The 15,769-nt window shown below is 73.4% G+C and carries 13 protein-coding genes and 2 pseudogenes; 6 read left to right on the forward strand and 9 right to left on the reverse strand.

All coding sequences use genetic code 11. The annotated features are described in order from the left end of the window. Positions 1-17: 17 nt before the first annotated feature. From HC251_RS16885 to HC251_RS26240, 3 genes are all read right to left on the reverse strand, one after another. On the reverse strand, positions 18-1,385 hold the full coding sequence (locus HC251_RS16885) for a phosphomannomutase/phosphoglucomutase (protein WP_219941776.1): 1,368 nt from the start codon (positions 1,383-1,385) through the stop codon (positions 18-20). Between the two features lie 118 nt (positions 1,386-1,503). Then, positions 1,504-2,748, reverse strand: a complete 1,245-nt coding sequence (locus HC251_RS16890) for an RNA polymerase sigma factor (protein ID WP_219941777.1) — start codon at positions 2,746-2,748, stop codon at positions 1,504-1,506. Positions 2,749-2,751: 3 nt separating this feature from the next. Then, the gene (locus HC251_RS26240) at positions 2,752-3,321 is read right to left on the reverse strand and encodes a YciI family protein (RefSeq protein WP_370651254.1); all 570 of its coding nucleotides are present in this window, start codon (positions 3,319-3,321) and stop codon (positions 2,752-2,754) included. On the opposite strand from HC251_RS26240, the pseudogene HC251_RS26245 reads away from it, so the two are divergent. Beyond that, positions 3,320-3,607: pseudogene (locus HC251_RS26245) on the forward strand (hypothetical protein); the annotation flags it as partial. The gene HC251_RS26240 and the pseudogene HC251_RS26245 sit on opposite strands and share 2 nt — an antisense overlap. Positions 3,608-3,666: 59 nt before the next feature. Further along, on the forward strand, positions 3,667-4,635 hold the full coding sequence (locus HC251_RS16900; protein WP_255566452.1) for an HNH endonuclease signature motif containing protein: 969 nt from the start codon (positions 3,667-3,669) through the stop codon (positions 4,633-4,635). 88 nt (positions 4,636-4,723) lie between these two features. Here HC251_RS16900 and HC251_RS16905 read toward each other — a convergent pair whose 3' ends face one another. From HC251_RS16905 to HC251_RS16925, 6 genes and pseudogenes are all read right to left on the reverse strand, one after another. After that, positions 4,724-5,107 (reverse strand): hypothetical protein, encoded by a 384-nt coding sequence (locus HC251_RS16905; protein ID WP_219941780.1) that lies wholly within the window; start codon positions 5,105-5,107, stop codon positions 4,724-4,726. Positions 5,108-5,229: 122 nt separating this feature from the next. Then, positions 5,230-5,652, reverse strand: a pseudogene (locus HC251_RS26250) (class I SAM-dependent methyltransferase); the annotation flags it as partial. Then, positions 5,561-6,754, reverse strand: coding sequence for a glycosyltransferase (locus HC251_RS16910; protein WP_255566453.1), 1,194 nt, complete (start codon positions 6,752-6,754; stop codon positions 5,561-5,563). The gene HC251_RS16910 and the pseudogene HC251_RS26250, both read right to left, overlap by 92 nt. Next, positions 6,751-9,909 (reverse strand): hypothetical protein, encoded by a 3,159-nt coding sequence (locus tag HC251_RS16915; protein WP_219941782.1) that lies wholly within the window; start codon positions 9,907-9,909, stop codon positions 6,751-6,753. The genes HC251_RS16910 and HC251_RS16915 overlap by 4 nt, the downstream gene beginning before the upstream one ends. Further along, positions 9,906-10,685 carry a CPBP family intramembrane glutamic endopeptidase gene (locus HC251_RS16920; RefSeq protein ID WP_219941783.1) on the reverse strand — a complete coding sequence of 260 codons (780 nt, stop codon included), beginning with the start codon at positions 10,683-10,685 and terminating at the stop codon, positions 9,906-9,908. Before HC251_RS16920 ends, HC251_RS16915 begins: the two co-directional genes overlap by 4 nt. Before the next feature lie 177 nt (positions 10,686-10,862). Continuing rightward, a complete protein-coding gene (locus HC251_RS16925) occupies positions 10,863-11,093 on the reverse strand; it encodes a DUF3499 family protein (RefSeq protein ID WP_219941784.1) in 231 nt (76 codons plus the stop codon). A gap of 75 nt (positions 11,094-11,168) precedes the next feature. Here HC251_RS16925 and ftsH point away from each other — a divergent pair, with 75 nt between their 5' ends. From ftsH to HC251_RS16945, 4 genes are all read left to right on the forward strand, one after another. Then, a complete protein-coding gene (ftsH, locus tag HC251_RS16930; RefSeq protein WP_219941785.1) occupies positions 11,169-13,085 on the forward strand; it encodes an ATP-dependent zinc metalloprotease FtsH in 1,917 nt (638 codons plus the stop codon). 92 nt (positions 13,086-13,177) lie between these two features. Continuing rightward, positions 13,178-14,113 carry an ABC transporter ATP-binding protein gene (locus tag HC251_RS16935; RefSeq protein ID WP_255566454.1) on the forward strand — a complete coding sequence of 312 codons (936 nt, stop codon included), beginning with the start codon at positions 13,178-13,180 and terminating at the stop codon, positions 14,111-14,113. Next, positions 14,113-14,892 carry an ABC transporter permease gene (locus tag HC251_RS16940; RefSeq protein ID WP_219941787.1) on the forward strand — a complete coding sequence of 260 codons (780 nt, stop codon included), beginning with the start codon at positions 14,113-14,115 and terminating at the stop codon, positions 14,890-14,892. The genes HC251_RS16935 and HC251_RS16940 overlap by 1 nt, the downstream gene beginning before the upstream one ends. After that, a complete protein-coding gene (locus HC251_RS16945; protein ID WP_255566455.1) occupies positions 14,889-15,662 on the forward strand; it encodes an ABC transporter permease in 774 nt (257 codons plus the stop codon). Before HC251_RS16940 ends, HC251_RS16945 begins: the two co-directional genes overlap by 4 nt. Positions 15,663-15,769 lie beyond the last annotated feature (107 nt).

Below are 15,769 nucleotides of genomic sequence, written 5' to 3' on the forward strand. Positions count from 1 at the left end.
GGCGCGTCCTCCGGTGGTCAGGGAGCGGCGGGAGCCGATCCGGTGATGAGGCCGAGGACCTCGGCCACGTGGGTGTCGGTCTCGGCCTGGGTGGGCGACTCGAGGTTGAGCCGCAGCAGGGGCTCGGTGTTGGAGGGGCGGAGGTTGAACCACCAGGTGCCGAGGTCGACGGTGAGCCCGTCGAGGCGGTCCTGGTCGCCGTCGGGGAAGGCGGCGGCGACGCGCTCGATGACGGCGAGGGGGTCGTCGACCGTCGTGTTGATCTCGCCCGACATGGCGTAGCGGTCGAAGGGCTTGCGCATCTCCGAGAGGGGGACGCCGGCCTTGCTGCGGCCCTCGATGACGTGCATGGCGGCGATGAGCCCGCTGTCGGCCCGCCAGTTGTCGCGGAAGTAGTAGTGGGCCGAGTGCTCGCCCCCGAAGGCGGCGCCGGTCTCGGCCATGACGGCCTTGATGAGCGAGTGGCCGACCTGGGTGCGGATCGGCGTCCCGCCCTTCTCGGTGACGATCTCGGGGACCGCCTTGGAGCAGATCAGGTTGTGCAGGATCGTCGCCCCGGGCTCCTTCTCGAGCACGCCGGCGGCGACCATCGCCGTGGTGGTGGAGCCGGAGATGGGCTCGCCCCGGTCGTCGACCACGAACACCCGGTCGGCGTCGCCGTCGAAGGCCAGGCCGATGTCGGCGCCGGTCTCCAGGACGCGCGCCCGGAGGTCCCGCTGGTTCTCGACCTGGATCGGGTCCGCCGGGTGGTTGGGGAAGGTGCCGTCGAGCTCGGGGTAGAGGACCTCGAGCTCGACCGGCAGCCCGGCGAAGGCGGCGGGGACGACGAGGCCGCCCATGCCGTTGGCCGTGTCGGCCACGATCTTGAGCGGGGCGAAGGCGGCGGTGTCGACGAACGAGCGGACGTGGTCGACGAAGGCGCCGAGCATGTCCTGCTGCGTCAGCTGGCCGGGCTCGCCCAGGTGGTCGGGCACACCGGCGGCGGCCATGGCCTTGATGCGGTCGAGCCCGGTGTCGCGGCCCACCGCCTTGGCCTCGGACAGGCAGAACTTGATGCCGTTGTAGGCCGCCGGGTTGTGGCTGGCGGTGAACATGGCGCCCGGCGCCCGGAGGCGGCCCGACGCGAAGTACACCATGTCGGTCGAGCAGAGGCCGATGTCGATCACGTCGACGCCCTGGGCCTGGGCGCCCTCGGCGAAGGCCCCGGCGAACGTGATGCCGCTCTCGCGCATGTCCCGCCCGACGAGGATGCGCTCGGCGCCCTCCTCGTCCTTGGCGAAGCGGGCGAAGGCCGCCCCGATGGCCCGGCAGACGTCGGCGTCGATCTGGTCGCCGACCAGCCCGCGGACGTCGTAGGCCTTGAAGATCGCATCCAGGTCGGCCATGGCCGACCGACCCTAGTCGGGCCCCCACCGGCCCCCGGGTGCCCTCGGTCGGGATGCCCCGAGCTCCTGCGACACCGGCAGGAGAAGACCTCCTGCCGCAGACGCAGGAAAGCATGGCTCAGCGGTCGGCGATCTCGGCCCGGCGGCGGGCGAGGAAGCGGCGCTCGGGCTCGTTGGTGGCCCGGTCCTCGGCGGCGGCGAGGGCGGCGGCGGCACCGGCCCGGCGGCCGAGCCGGAGGAGGAGCTCGGCCCGGGTGGCGTGGAACAGGTGGTAGCCCTCGAGCGCCTCGGCCAGCCGGTCGACCTCGGCCAGGCCCGCAGCGGGCCCCTCGACCTGGGCCACGGCGACGGCCCGGTTGAGGTGGGCGACCGGCGTCGGCGCCAGGGCCACGAGCATGTCGTAGGAGTGCAGGATCTGGGACCAGTCGGTGGCCTCGGCGGTGGACGCCTGGCTGTGCACGGCGGCGATGGCCGCCTGGAGCTGGTACGGGCCGGGCCGGTTCCGGCGGATGCACCGGCCCACGAGGGAACCCCCCTCGGCCGCCATGGCGTGGTCCCAGCGGGTCCGGTCCTGGTCGGCCAGGCGGACGAGGTCGCCGGCGGCGTCGGTGCGCGCCGGGCGACGGGCCTCGGTCAGGAGCAGGAGGGCGAGGAGGCCCAGCACCTCGGGCTCGTCGGGCATCAGGTCGACGAGGAGCCGGGCCAGCCGGATGGCCTCCTCGGCCAGGTCGGCGCGGGCCAGCTCCTCCCCCGACGTCGCCGTGTAGGCCTCGTTGAAGATGAGGTAGACGACCGCGAGGACGGGCGGGAGGCGGTCGGGGAGCTCGGCGTCGCGGGGGATCCGGTAGGGGACGTTGGCGTCGCGGATCTTGCGCTTGGCCCGCACGATGCGCTGGGCCATCGTCGGCTCGGGGACGAGGAAGGCCCGGGCGATCTCGGGCGTCTCCAACCCGCCGAGCAGGCGGAGGGTGAGGGCCACCTGGGCGCTCGGGGCGAGGGCCGGGTGGCAGCAGGTGAAGATCAGCCGGAGGCGGTCGTCGCGCACGGGTCCGACCTCCTCGGGCTCGGGGTCGTGGTCGGTGAGGTGGTGGGCCTGCTCGTAGCGGTCCTGGCGGGTGGACTCCCGGCGGAGCCGGTCGATGGCCCGGTTGCGGGCGGTCGTCACGAGCCACCCGCCGGGGTTCGGGGGGACGCCGCGCTCGGGCCACGTCCGCAGGGCGACGACGTAGGCCTCCTGGACGGCCTCCTCGGCCTGGTCGATGTCGCCGAGCAGGCGGATCAGGGTGGCGACGACGGCGCCGCGCTCCTCGCGGAAGATCCGCTCGAGGAGCGCGCGGGGCTCGTCGCCGGGGGCCGCCGCCACGGCCTACTCCTCGGCGTCCTCCTGGAGGGGGCGCACCTCGATCGGGCCGCCGCTCAGGGCGTCGGCGGCCTTGCGGGCCCACTCCAGGGCGGCGTCGAGGTCCGCGCACTTGATGATCCAGAAGCCGCCCAGGTACTCCTTGGTCTCGGCGAAGGGGCCGTCGGTCAGGAGGAGCTCGCCGCCCTCGGTGCGGACGGTCGTGGCCGTGTCCGGCGGGAACAGGCCGCACCCGAAGACCATGGCGTCGGCCGCCTGGGCCTCCTCGTTGAAGGCGTTGACGTTCTCGTACATCGCCCGCACGTCCTCGGGCGACATGGGCGGCGCCGCCGCCTCGGCCTCCGGGTCGTGGTGGACGCTGAGCATGTACTGCTTCATCTGGGGCTCCTTGTCGCGGCGGCCGGCACCGTACCGGCCCGCACCAGGTCCACGAACGACACGGGCCCCGATCGACACTCCCGCCGAGATCTCCTCCGGACCACTCTCGGGGGCGTGGGGGCTGGTCGTCGCGGGGTTCGCGGTTCGCCCGGGATCGGGGGTTTCGGTGGTGAGGGTCGTGGGTACGCCTGTTCCCATGTTGGATGTGGTCCGCACACCGGAGCAGTGGAGGGCAAACCAGGCCTTCGAGGCTGCGGTGGCCCGGGCGGCGGGGGTGCGGAACGCGGCGGATGCGGCGTTGGTCGATCTGGTCGTCGAGGCCTTGGCGGCGCGGTGGTGGGACGGGGCGGGCATCCACACCCCGGTCCAGTGGCTGATGTGGAAGACCGGTGTGGCCCGGGCGACGGCCACCCGGGCGGTCCGGTTGGCGGCGCGGGCCGACGAGCTGCCCACGGTGATGGCCACGTTCCGGGCCGGGGGCCTCTCGCTCGACCAGGCGGCCACGGTGGCGAGGTTCACCCCGGCGGAGTACGAGGCGTCGGTGTGCGAGCTGGCCGTCAACGCCACGGTCCCAAGATCGTCGCCGCGACCCGTCAGTACGGCTTCGACACCGACCGCGACGACGACGCACCGCCCCGGGTGCCGGTGCGGTCGGTGGCCTTCGGCCACGACGACGGCGACCAGTGGCGGGCCAGCATCCGCCTGCCCGCCGATGAGGGCGCCATCGTCGAACAGGCGCTGCGCGAGACCCGCGACCGACTCCACACCGCCGCCCGCACCGCCGCCCGGGACCGGGCCGAGGCCGAGGGCCGCTCGACGGCGGGGACCGATCGCGAGCTGGGCGTCGAGAAGGTGACCTTCGCCGACGCCGTCGTCGGCATGGCCCACAGCGTGTTGGCCCACGACGCCGAGGGGGCCGAGGTCGCCTCCCGCCCCGGGGTCCTGGTGCACCTGCAGGCCCCGGTGGGAGACGGTGAGGCGTGGCGGGCCGAGATGCACATGGGCCCCACCCTCCCGGACACCCTGCGCCGCTACCTGCTCTGCGACGCCGACATCAGCGTGGTCTGGGAGACCGACGGGCACCCGGTCCAGGTCGGGCGCACCCACCGCATCGTCCCCCGCCGCATCCGGCGCCTCATCGAGCACCGCGACGGCGGCTGCCGGGTCCCGGGCTGCGACAGCACCCTGTGGGTCCAGGTCCATCACATCATCCATTGGGAAGACGACGGCGAGACCGTCACCTGGAACCTGATCTGCCTGTGCGGCCGCCACCACCGCATGCACCACATGGGCCTGCTCGGCATCACCGGCAACGCCGACCTTCCCGACGGGGTCGTGTTCACCGACCGCCACGGCCGTCGCATCAGACCCGCCGGCCACCCCACCCGACCCACCCCCGAGGCCATGCCCGTCGTCGATCCCTACGACGGCCCCACTGGCGAACGCCTCCAGAAGAAGTGGGTCTCCTTCGACCGCCGACCCCCCACCCGGCACCGAGAACCCGCCGCCTGAGGCGGGCACCCACGGGCAGCAACCCCCCAGCCACCCCCGGACCCACCACCCGCGGGGTGGCACCGCCGCGTGCCGTCTCCGCCGGCCGTCACCCGAGCCGGGCGGTGGTGAGCGTGGCGACAAGCGGCCTGGTCACGTGGCCGTCGAAGTCGCGGCGGATGAAGGACTCGATGTCGTCCAGGAGCCCGCGACGATCCGCCTCGTCCATCATCTGGGTCGCCGAGTAGCTCAGCATCAGCTGGCGGTAGTCGACGGCGCTGTAGGTCTGGTCCCAGTCGTACCGGCGCACCGCCACGAGGGTGAAGCGGCCATCGCCCTCCAGCACCTCGCGGATCACAGGGTCGGTCTGCTTGTGTCGCGGGGCGGGCGGCCCGGCGTGGCGCTGGCCGTACCGGGCGTAGATCGGCTGGCTGGCGGCGAAGAACCCGGCGTCCTCCGACGCATCCACCTGGATGAGATCGATGATCGCCACGGTGCCTCCCGGGCGGAGGATGGTCGCCGGTCGATCGGTCTGCGCCGCCGGCGAGATCCAGTGATACGCCGAGGCCGAGACGACGGCATCGGCGGTGCCGCAGCGATGCGGGCCTGCTCGAAATCGCCGACCGTGACCCGCAACCGGTCCGATGCCCGGTTGGCGCGCAGTGCGGCGGCCATCGCCGGACCGATCTCGATGGCATGCACCATCGCCCCCCGGGCGAGGAGATCCTTCGTCGCCTGGCCCGTGCCGGGACCGACCTCGACGATCTCCGGGTCGGGCGGCAGCCGCGCGAACAGGTCGTCGAACAACCTTGAAGGATAGGACGGCCGGATGCGGTCGTAGATCTCGGCAACGTCGTCGAACGACAGCCTGACGTCCAGGGGCGGGCTCACGATCCCATGCTGGTGCCTCGTTGCCGAGGTCGCCTGCGGCACCACTGTGCGCCGATCAGGTCGTCGCCGAGCCTTCGGACGCGGCCTCGACCTTGGGGGTGTCGTAGTGGCCGGCGCGGCCAGCGCGCACGATGCGCGCCAGGTCACGGACGATGCGGAGCCCGTCGCGGACGACGCGGACCGAGGACCGGTCGGCGTTGGCCACCCGGACCGGGACCTCCTGCAGCGACAGGCGGTCGCGCTCGGCCAGGTGGAACAGCTCGACGTCGAAGGCGAAGCCGTCGATCCGGGTCCGGGAGAACAGGGAGCGGGCCACGTCGGAGCGGAACGCCTTCAGCCCGCACTGCGTGTCCCGGTGGGCGCCGAGCAGCACGGCGTGGGTCGCCAGGTTGATGACCCGCCCCCCGAGCTCGCGCACGGCGCGGGCCCGCACGAGGGTGGCCGTCTCGGTGTGGACCCGGCTCCCGACGACCATGTCCCACCCGGCCTCGACCTCGGCCAGGAGGTCGGCGATCTGGCCCGGCGGGTACGACAGGTCGGCGTCGGTGAAGGCCACGGTCCGCCCGGTGGCGGCCAGGACCCCGGCCCGCACCGCCGCCCCCTTGCCCCGGTTGGCCGGCAGGACGACGACCTGGTCGGCGCCGCCGGCCCGGGCGGCCTCGGCGGTCCCGTCCTGGGACCCGTCGTCGACGACGACGACCTCCAGCTCGTCGCCTGGGGCGACGGCGGCCAGCTCGGCCCGGATCCGCTCGATCGTGGCCCCGATGCGGTCGGCCTCCCGGTAGGCGGGAACGACGACGGTGAGGCGGCGCTCGCCCGGCGCCGGCGGCCGGTCGACCCGCTCGGCCAGCTCGGCCCGCACCACGCCGAAGAGGACCGACCGGTAGGCGACGAAGCGCACCCCGGCGGCGACGGCGACGGCGGGCAGCTTGGCCGCGACGAGGGCGGGAGCGGAGTCCCACCCCGTGACCTCGACCAGCGTCCGCAGCACGACGACGTCGACGGCACCGGCGACGGCGGCGGTGACCACGAAGGCCAGGGGCCGGTTGACCCAGCGCACGGCCGGGTCGCCGGCGAAGGTGATCAGCCGGTGCAGCCAGAAGCTGACGAGGGCGGCCACGGCGAGGGCGACGGTGTCGGCCGCCACCACGATGAGGCCGAGGGCCCGCGCCGCCAGGAGCAGGACCCCGACGTCGACCAGCGTGGCGATCACCCCGATCGAGGCGAACCGACGCAGGCGATCCCTCACGGGGTCGGGTCACCCCGCTCGGCGCCGCCGTCAGGGGCGTCGTCGGTCCCTGGGGACGGCGGCCGGTCCGCCGGGGCGTCGAGCGGCGAGGTCCAGGTGCCGACGGCCTCCCCGGGCGGGTGGGCGCCGGGCTCGCCGGGGCCGTCCAGCGAGGCCGGACCGGCGGGGTCGGAGCCAGGACCCGGCTCCCCGCCCGCGGGCGGCGGAGCGGCGACCGCGGCGGCGCGCGCCTCGCTGCGCTCCCGGCGGCGGCGGTCGAGCACGCCCTCGGGGATCGGCACCGGGCCGAAGCGCCAGAAGCCCAGGAGGGCGACGATGCCGAGGAACGTCAGCAGGTAGGCGGCCCAGTCGAGCGGCGTCCGCCCGTAGGTCATGGTCACCTCGGTCGAGGTCGGGACCACGACCATGAGGTTGGGCGACACCCGGTACGGCCCCTCGGCCCCCTCGACCTGCCAGTTCGGGAAGTACGAGACCTTCACCAGCACCGGGGTGCCGGGCTCGTCGACGCGGAACGACAGCGCCTCGTCGCCCATCACGACGTCGGTGACCTCCGCTGGCCGCACCTCCTCCTGGGGGAAGTCGGGCAGCGTCCGGTCCCCGTCGCGCCGGACCTCGCCCTCGGGTGTGGTGTCGGAGATCTCCGGCAGGGTCACCCGGGGCCAGTCGTCGGGCCCGTCGAGGGCGAAGGGGACCTCCCACCGGTCCCGGTCGTTGAACCAGGCGATCGCCGGGTCGAGCCAGCTGTCCTGCTCGGGTCGGACGCCGTCGAGCACGACGGGCAGGTTCGCCAGCCCCACGACCATCTGGTTCTGGTCGGCCGGCAGCTCGTAGACGTGCCAGGGCCCGGACACGGCGACCTCGGTCAGGCGGTCGTCGCGGGCCGCGGCCTGGACGGCGGTGTCCGACGCCGCCATGTAGTACTTCACGCCCAGCAGGGCGAGCTGGTCGATGCCCCGGCCGATGTCGAACGACGTGTAGGCCAGGTTCCGCTGCGAGCACGACCCCTGCTGGGAGAGCTTGCACTGGGTGAGGAAGTGGTACGGCGTCGTGGCCGACGACTCGAAGTAGAGGCCCTCCATCGAGCCGATGCACCCGTCGGTGAAGTACGGGAGCATCATCGGCGCCATCGTCGTGCCGTACGACTGCAGGCGGTCCCGGTCGAACTCCCAGAACGCCCGTCCGCACCCGTGCGCGGGGTCGTCGCCCAGCTCGGCCATGGTGGCCACCATGTCCCGGTACTCGGGCCAGCCGCCCTGCCCGTCGGGGACGGTCGCCCCCTCGGGCTGGTTCGCCTTGGGTTCCTGGCCCTCGAGGCCCTTGAAGTTGAACTCCGCCCACGACGATCCGGGGTTGCGGTAGGTGCGGGTGATGCCGGCCAGGGTCGCCTCGCCCTCGGGGGTCGTCCCTCCGGTGGGCAGCTGGTCGAGCGCCAGCGGACCCCCCAGGAAGACGAGCACCGCGAGGGTCGCGGGCACGGCGGCGCCGACGCCGATCCACGGCGTGGGCCGCTCGGGGTCGCGGGAGACGAGGATCGACACGGCCCGGACCACCTCGGCGACGCCGAGGGCGGCGAGCAGGAACAGGGCGAGGTAGTAGAGCGGGAGGAGCCGGGCGTTCCAGAGCCGGCCGTCGGGGACGACGACGAACCCGAGCGCACCGCCCGCGGCCATGGCGGTCAGCAGGTAGGCGAGGCGCTGCTGGAAGACGATGCCGACGACGAGGCCCACGGCGGCGACGAGCAGCGGGAGGTCGAGGGCGTCGCTCGCCGGCACCAGGTAGCTGAAGACGGTCTGGGCCGGTTCCTCGCCGACGGTCGTCTGCCCGGGGCCCAACCCGGCCTCGGCCGCGGTGAGCTGGCTCAGCACCAGGGGAACGGCCACGCCGCCGGCGACGGCACCGGCCACGAAGCCGGCGAGCGTCCACAACCGCCTCGCCGCCGCCCCCGGGCCGTACCGCACGACGAGGGCGACGGCGAGGCCGACGACGACCGCCACCACGGCGATGGCGACGGCGCGGGCGGTGCCGTCGAGGTAGGCCCAGACGGTGCGCTCGTCGCCGCCGTTGGTGTGGGGCAGCGGCTCCCACCCCATGTCGTTCACGTAGGCGTGGCGGCCGGCGAAGGGGACGATCCAGAAGGCGGCGAGGAGCCCGGCCACCGGGCCGACCGGCGCGAACCACCGGAGCCGGGCCCGCCCGGGCCAGATGACGAGGGCGACCGCCGTCGCCCCCAGCATGTAGAAGGCCGGGATGATGTGGCACAGCCCGCACAGGGCGAGCACGACGGCGGTGACGCCCCGGCCGCGACCGGTGCGCAGACCCCGGATCATGCAGCCCAGGTAGACGAGGCCGAGCGTCAGGCTGATCGAGAACGAGAACTCGCCGGCCATCGTCGAGGTCATGTTCCCGCCGATGATGTTGCCGGTGCCGGAGTTGAGCGTCGGCTCCAGGTTGTAGATGAAGAACAGCGACCCGAGGGCCAGGGCGGGCGGCACCGGGAACGGGGCGCCGGCGAGACGGCCGAGGGCCCAGGCCGCGATCGGCATGCCCACCAGCCCGGACACGGCGACGAGCTTGAACGAGACGCCGTACGGGACGGGGACGACGAGCAGGGTGAGGAAGGCCCCGAGGCCGAACAGGGCCCACCGGAACCGGTGCAGGGTCGGGACGAACCAGCCGAGGGGGACCAGCGCCAGCGCGGCCGGGAGGAGGGCGACGATCAGCGGGTTCCGCACGCCCACGTGCACCACCACGATCAGGAGCATGGGGACGACCATGTAGAACTGGAACGCGGGGAAGCCGGCGTACCAGTCGGGGGCCCAGCCGTTGAGCTGCCCGTTGGGCAGGGCCTCGCGCATGAGGAACATGGGGCCCCAGACGTGGGAGCCCATGTCGCCGCCGGTCGGCGTGTTCTCCCGGAAGATCCAGGACGGCTGGACGGTCTGGAACACGAAGAGGGCGCAGGCCGCCACCACGACCCCGGTGGCGATGGTCTCCCACGACGCCCCCCCGATCCGGCGGAGGGCGAGGACGACGACGTCGCGCCCGTGGGCGAGCGGCGAGGGGCGCACGGACGCAGGGTCGGCGCCGTCGGCGGCGCCCGGCCCCTCGCCCGGCCAGGCCCCGTCGGCCAGCCCCTTGCGGAGCTCGACGCTCATCCGGCCAGACCGCCCAGCACGCCCAGCACGTCGCGGCACTGGTCGTCGTTGGAGGAGAGCACGACGAGGGTGATCACGGTCGTGGCGTTGAAGGCCATGTGGGTGACGACGCTGGCCCCCAGTCGGCCGCTGCGGTGGGCGAGCGTGCCGAGCACCAGGCCGAAGGCGACGAGGGCCGGCGCCTGGAGCACCTGGAAGTGCACCAGGCCGAAGAGCAGGGCGGTGACCACGAGACCGAACCCGGTCCCGAGCCGCACCGCCGTGCGGGCGGCGGCCTCGTCGTCGAGCGGGGCGTTGCGGGTGAAGGCGGCGACGGCGGCCCGCTGCACGAAGCCGCGGAAGAACAGCTCCTCCACGATCGGGGCGCCGACCACGGTGATGGCGAACAGGAGGGCGACGCCCAGCGGGTCGTCGGCCTTGTCGGCCAGCCGGCAGGCCGGCTCGCGCAGCTCCTCGGAGCTCTCGCCCAGGAGCCGGGTCCACGGCCACGACACCAGCGGGACGAGGACGAGCTGGCCCACGACCCCCAGGACGATCCCGACGGGGACGTCGACCCACCGGGCCCGCAGCCCCAGCTCCCCGAGCCCGGCCCCGCGGCGGCGCAGGACGACGGCGATCGAGCCCAGCATCCCCACCCAGAGGGTCGTCTGGACCAGGGCGATGACGACGAGCGAGGCGTCGTCGGTGTCCTCGACGCCGGCCAGGCCCAGGGCGATGCTCCCGAGGACGGCGCTGATGACCAGGGTCGCCAGGGCGGCGACGGCCACCTCGCCCATGCCCCAGGAGGGGGGGTCCGGGGGGGCGCCGGGGCGGGCGGGGGCGGGCGAGGGCGCGGTCACGGGTGCGGGGCGGGGTGGGCCGGAGGGGTTCCGCGCGCCACGGCGGGCGAGGTTACCGGCCGGGCCCGCGGCGGCCCCGTCAGCAGGGCCGTCGCCGCCGGGCGGCCGGGGTGGTCAGCTGGCCAGGGCCTCGGCGCCGAAGAGGGGCAGCACGTCGCGCCGGTCGCGGAGCTGCCAGCCCCGGGGCACGGACATGCGATCGGCGTGGGCCTCGCACATGTCGTGGGTCATGGGGTGGTCCTGGTCGCTCAGGGGCGCGAGCCAGACGGTGGAGGTCTCGTACTCGTAGGCCAGGGTGGTGGCTGCCACCTGGTGGCAGTCCGGGCGGGCGCAGCGGCGGGCCATGACCCGAGGGTACCGCCCCCCGAACGCGGCCTTGGTGATGGCCGCGACGGCCTCCGGGACCCCTACCATGGCGCCATGTCCCAGCAGGGCCCGCCGTCTCCTCCCCCGCCGCCCGAAGGCTCCGGCCAGGGTGGTCGCAGCCCGAGCGCGTCGTCCCCGGGGTGGCCCAAGTGGTCGCTCTACGTGCTGCTCGCCGCGTTCCTCGGGATCATCATCCTGGCCGTCTCGTCCGGTGACAGCACCGGGTCGGAGATCTCGTACTCGAAGTTCCGCGACGCCGTGCAGGACGACCGGGTCGCCTCCATCGAGTTCGACAACGCCTCGGCCAAGATCACCGGCGAGTACACCGACGGCAAGGAGTTCCGCACGACGGGCTTCCGCGAGGCCCCCCAGGAGATCATCTCCCTGGCCGAGGAGCACGACGTCGACCTCAAGCCCAAGACCCAGGGCCCGAGCTTCATCGAGACCTGGTTCCCGCTGCTCCTGCCGTTCGCCTTCTTCGGGTTCCTGCTCTGGATGCTGAACCGTCGGGCCTCGGGCCAGATGGGCAACATCATGTCGATCGGTCGGAGCAAGGCCAAGACCTACAGCACCGAGCGCCCGGGCACGACCTTCGCCGACGTGGCCGGCTACGAGGGCGTGAAGGTCGAGATCACCGAGGTCGTCGACTTCCTGAAGCACCCCGAGAAGTTCGGTCAGATCGGTGCCCGCATCCCCAAGGGCATCTTGCTGGTCGGGCCTCCCGGCACCGGCAAGACCCTGATCGCCCGGGCCGTGGCCGGCGAGGCCGGCGTCCCGTTCCTGTCCGTGTCGGGCTCGGACTTCATGGAGATGTTCGTGGGCGTCGGCGCCAGCCGGGTCCGGGACCTGTTCCAGACGGCCAAGAAGATGGGTCGGGCCATCATCTTCATCGACGAGATCGACTCCATCGGCCGCAAGCGCGGCGCCGGCCTGGGCGGCGGCCACGACGAGCGCGAGCAGACCCTCAACCAGATGCTCAACGAGATGGACGGCTTCGAGGCCACCGAGGGCATCGTGATGATGGCGGCCACCAACCGGCCCGACATCCTCGACCCGGCCCTGCTGCGCCCGGGCCGCTTCGACCGCCAGGTCGTCGTGCCCCTGCCGGAGATGTCCGAGCGGCTGGCGATCCTCGGGGTCCACACCAAGGGCAAGAGCCTCTCGCCCGACCTCGACCTCAACGTCGTCGCCCGCGGCACCCCCGGCATGAGCGGCGCCGAGCTGTCGAACCTCGTCAACGAGGCCGCCCTCCACGCCGTGCGCCAGGGCCGCCAGCAGATCGGCAACGAGGACTTCGAGTACGCCCGCGACCGCGTCCTGATGGGCGCCCGGCGCGAGTCGATGGCGCTGTCGGACGCCGAGAAGGAGCTCACCGCCTACCACGAGGCCGGCCACGCCGTGTGCGCCACCCTGCTGGAGAACGCCGACCCGCTCCACAAGGTCACGATCCTCCCGATCGGCATGGCCCTGGGCGTCACCCAGCAGCTGCCGGCCGAGGACCGCCACAGCTACAACCAGAACTACCTCGAGGACTCGATCGTGGTGGCCATGGGCGGCCGCGTCGCCGAGCAGCTCGTGTTCGGGGTCATGACCACCGGGGCCGGCAACGACCTCGAGGTCAGCACCAACCGGGCCCGGCGCATGGTCACCGAGTGGGGCATGAGCCCGAAGGTCGGCCCGCAGGCGTGGGGCGGCAGCGGCCAGGTCTTCCTGGGCGAGGACCTCATGCACCAGTCCCGCGACAGCTACAGCGGGCGGATGGCCAACATCATCGACGAGGAGGTCGAGCGCATCCTGCGCGAGGCCGAGGAGCGCTGCCGCACCGTCCTCACCGAGAACCGCGGCGGGCTGAACATGGTGGCCCGGTCGCTGCTCGAGCACGAGACGATCGACGGCGCCACCGTCAAGCGCCTGGTGGCCATGGCCGCCGCCGACCCGGCCCCCGCGGTCGAGTCCACCTCCGTCGACTGACGGGGAGCCCCATTCCCACGGATGGTGCCAGGCACCATCCGTGATCCGAAGTCGCTCGGGGTGTGACCCCGGCCACCGGTAGGGTCGCCGGCGTGTCGGAGGGGGAGCCACTGGTCGAGGCGAGGGGCCTGGTCAAGCGGTTCGGCGCGTCCGTGGCCGTCGACGGCATCGACGTGCGGGTCGAGAGGGGCGAGGCCTTCGGGTTCCTCGGCCCCAACGGGGCGGGCAAGACCTCGACGATGCGGATGATCGGCTGCACCTCGCCGATCACCGAGGGCCACCTCCGGGTCCTGGGCCTCGACCCGACGACCCACGGCGCCCAGATCCGGGCCCGGCTCGGGGTGGTGGCCCAGGAGGACAACCTCGACACCGAGCTGACGGTCCGCGAGAACCTGCTGATCTACGGCCGCTACTTCGACCTGCCCAAGGTGACCATCGCCGAGCGGACCGAGCAGCTGCTGGCGTTCGTGCAGCTGTCGGACCGGGCCGACAGCCTCGTCGACCCGCTGTCGGGCGGCATGAAGCGCCGCCTGGCGATCGCCCGGGCGCTGGTCAGCCAGCCCGAGATGATCCTGCTCGACGAGCCGACCACCGGGCTCGACCCGCAGGCCCGCCACCTGGTGTGGGACCGCCTCCACCAGCTCAAGCGGAGCGGGGTGAGCTTCGTCCTGACCACCCACTACATGGACGAGGCCGAGCGGCTCTGCGACCGGCTGGTGATCATGGACCGCGGGCGGATCGTGGCCGAGGGCTCGCCGCGGGAGCTGATCGCCCGCCACGCCACCCGGGACGTGGTGGAGCTGACCTTCACCGACGAGGCCGACCTCCACCGGGCCGCCGAGCGGTCCCACGCCGACGGGGACCGGGCCGAGGTCGTGGGCGACCGGGTGCTGGTGTACACCGCCGACGGCGATGCCGCCGCCGAGCGCCTGGGCCACGACGGCCTCGACCCGGCCCGCACGATGATCCGGCGGGCGTCGCTCGAGGACGTGTTCCTGATCCTCACCGGACGGTCGCTGGAGGAGTAGTGGCCCGCTCGCCCGTCCTGCGCGTCGCCGAGCGGGAGATCCAGGTCTTCCGCAAGCTGTGGCGCGGGGCCCTGGGCTTCGCCCTCGTCCAGCCCGTCCTCTACCTGGCGGCCATGGGCCTCGGGCTGGGCGGCATCATCGACGAGAACCGGGGTGAGGTCGAGGGCCTCCCCTACCTCGCCTTCGTGGCCCCCGGGCTGCTGGCGGCCAGCGCCATGATGGTCGGCGGGAGCGAGGGCCTGTGGCCGCTCCAGGGTCGGCTGAAGTGGATGGGGTCCTACAAGGCCATGGTCGCCACGCCGATCACGCCCGCCGCCGCCTTCCGCGGCTGGCTGGTGTGGATCGGGGTGCGGACGACGATCGCCGCCGGCGCCTTCCTCCTCGTCGCCGCCGTGGCCGGCGGGGTGCGCTCGGTGTGGGGCGTGCTGGCCGTCCCCGCCGCCGTCCTGTGCGCGGCCGCCTTCGCCGCGCCCATCGGGTCCTTCAGCGCCACCCAGGAGAACGACCTGGCCTACCCGCTGATCATGCGGCTCGGGGTGATCCCGCTGTTCCTCTTCTCGGGCACCTTCTTCCCGGTCGAGCAGCTCCCCGACTGGGCCGAGCCCCTCGTGTGGCTGTCGCCGCTGTGGCACGGCGTCGAGCTGGCCCGGGCGGCCACGACGGGACGGGTCGGGGGCGAGTGGCTCGAGCTGGTCGCCCACGTCGTCGTGCTGGCCGCCGTGGTGGCGGCCGGCACCGCCGTCGGGTCCCGCACCTTCACCCGGAGGCTGGCCCCGTGACCACCCTCCTCCTGCGCCCGGGAGCCGTGCTCAGCCGCAACGTCATGGCCTACCGGCGGATGTGGTTCATCTTCCTCACCGGCTTCGTCGAGCCGCTGCTGTACCTGGGGTCGATCGGCATCGGCGTGGGCGAGCTCGTCGGCGACGTCCCGGTGGCCGGCGTGGGGTCGGTCCCCTACCGCGAGTTCGTGGCCCCGGCGCTGGTGGCCACGGCGGCCATGAACGGCGCCGTCTTCGACGCCACCTTCGGCTTCTTCTTCAAGCTCAAGTACTCCCACTCGTTCGCGGCCATGCTGGCGACGCCGCTGGGCCCGACCGACGTCGCCCTCGGCGAGCTGTCGTGGTGCCTGCTGCGGGGCTCGGCCTACTCGGGGGCGTTCCTGGGCGCCATGTGGGCCTTCGGGCTGATCGCCTCGCCGTGGGCGATCCTGGCCCTGCCGGTGACGATCCTCATCGGGCTGGCCTTCGCCGGGGTGGGCATGGCCGCCACCACCTGGATGCGGTCGTTCGTCGACTTCGACAAGATCAACCTGGTCCTCATCCCCCTCTTCTTGTTCTCGGCCACGTTCTTCCCGCTGTCGCGCTACCCGGGCGCCGTCGAGTGGGTGGTGCGGGTCACGCCGCTGTACCAGGGCGTGCACCTGGTCCGCTCGCTCTGCCTGGGCCACGTCGGCCCCGGTCTGCTGGTGCACGTGGCCTACCTGGTCGTGATGGGCGCCGTCGGCCTGCGCATCGCCTCCCGCCGCCTGGACCGGCTGCTCCAGCCCTGAAGCCATGTCGCATGCCTCGCCGTCTGCGCCCACCGTCTGCCGCCGGGCTCCTTGCCCGCCGAAGCTCGCTGCGCTCGCCGGCTCATCCGACGCAGGCCTAGTGGAGG

Source organism: Iamia sp. SCSIO 61187, assembly GCF_019443745.1.
In the GTDB taxonomy this organism is placed as follows: Bacteria; Actinomycetota; Acidimicrobiia; order Acidimicrobiales; family Iamiaceae; genus Iamia.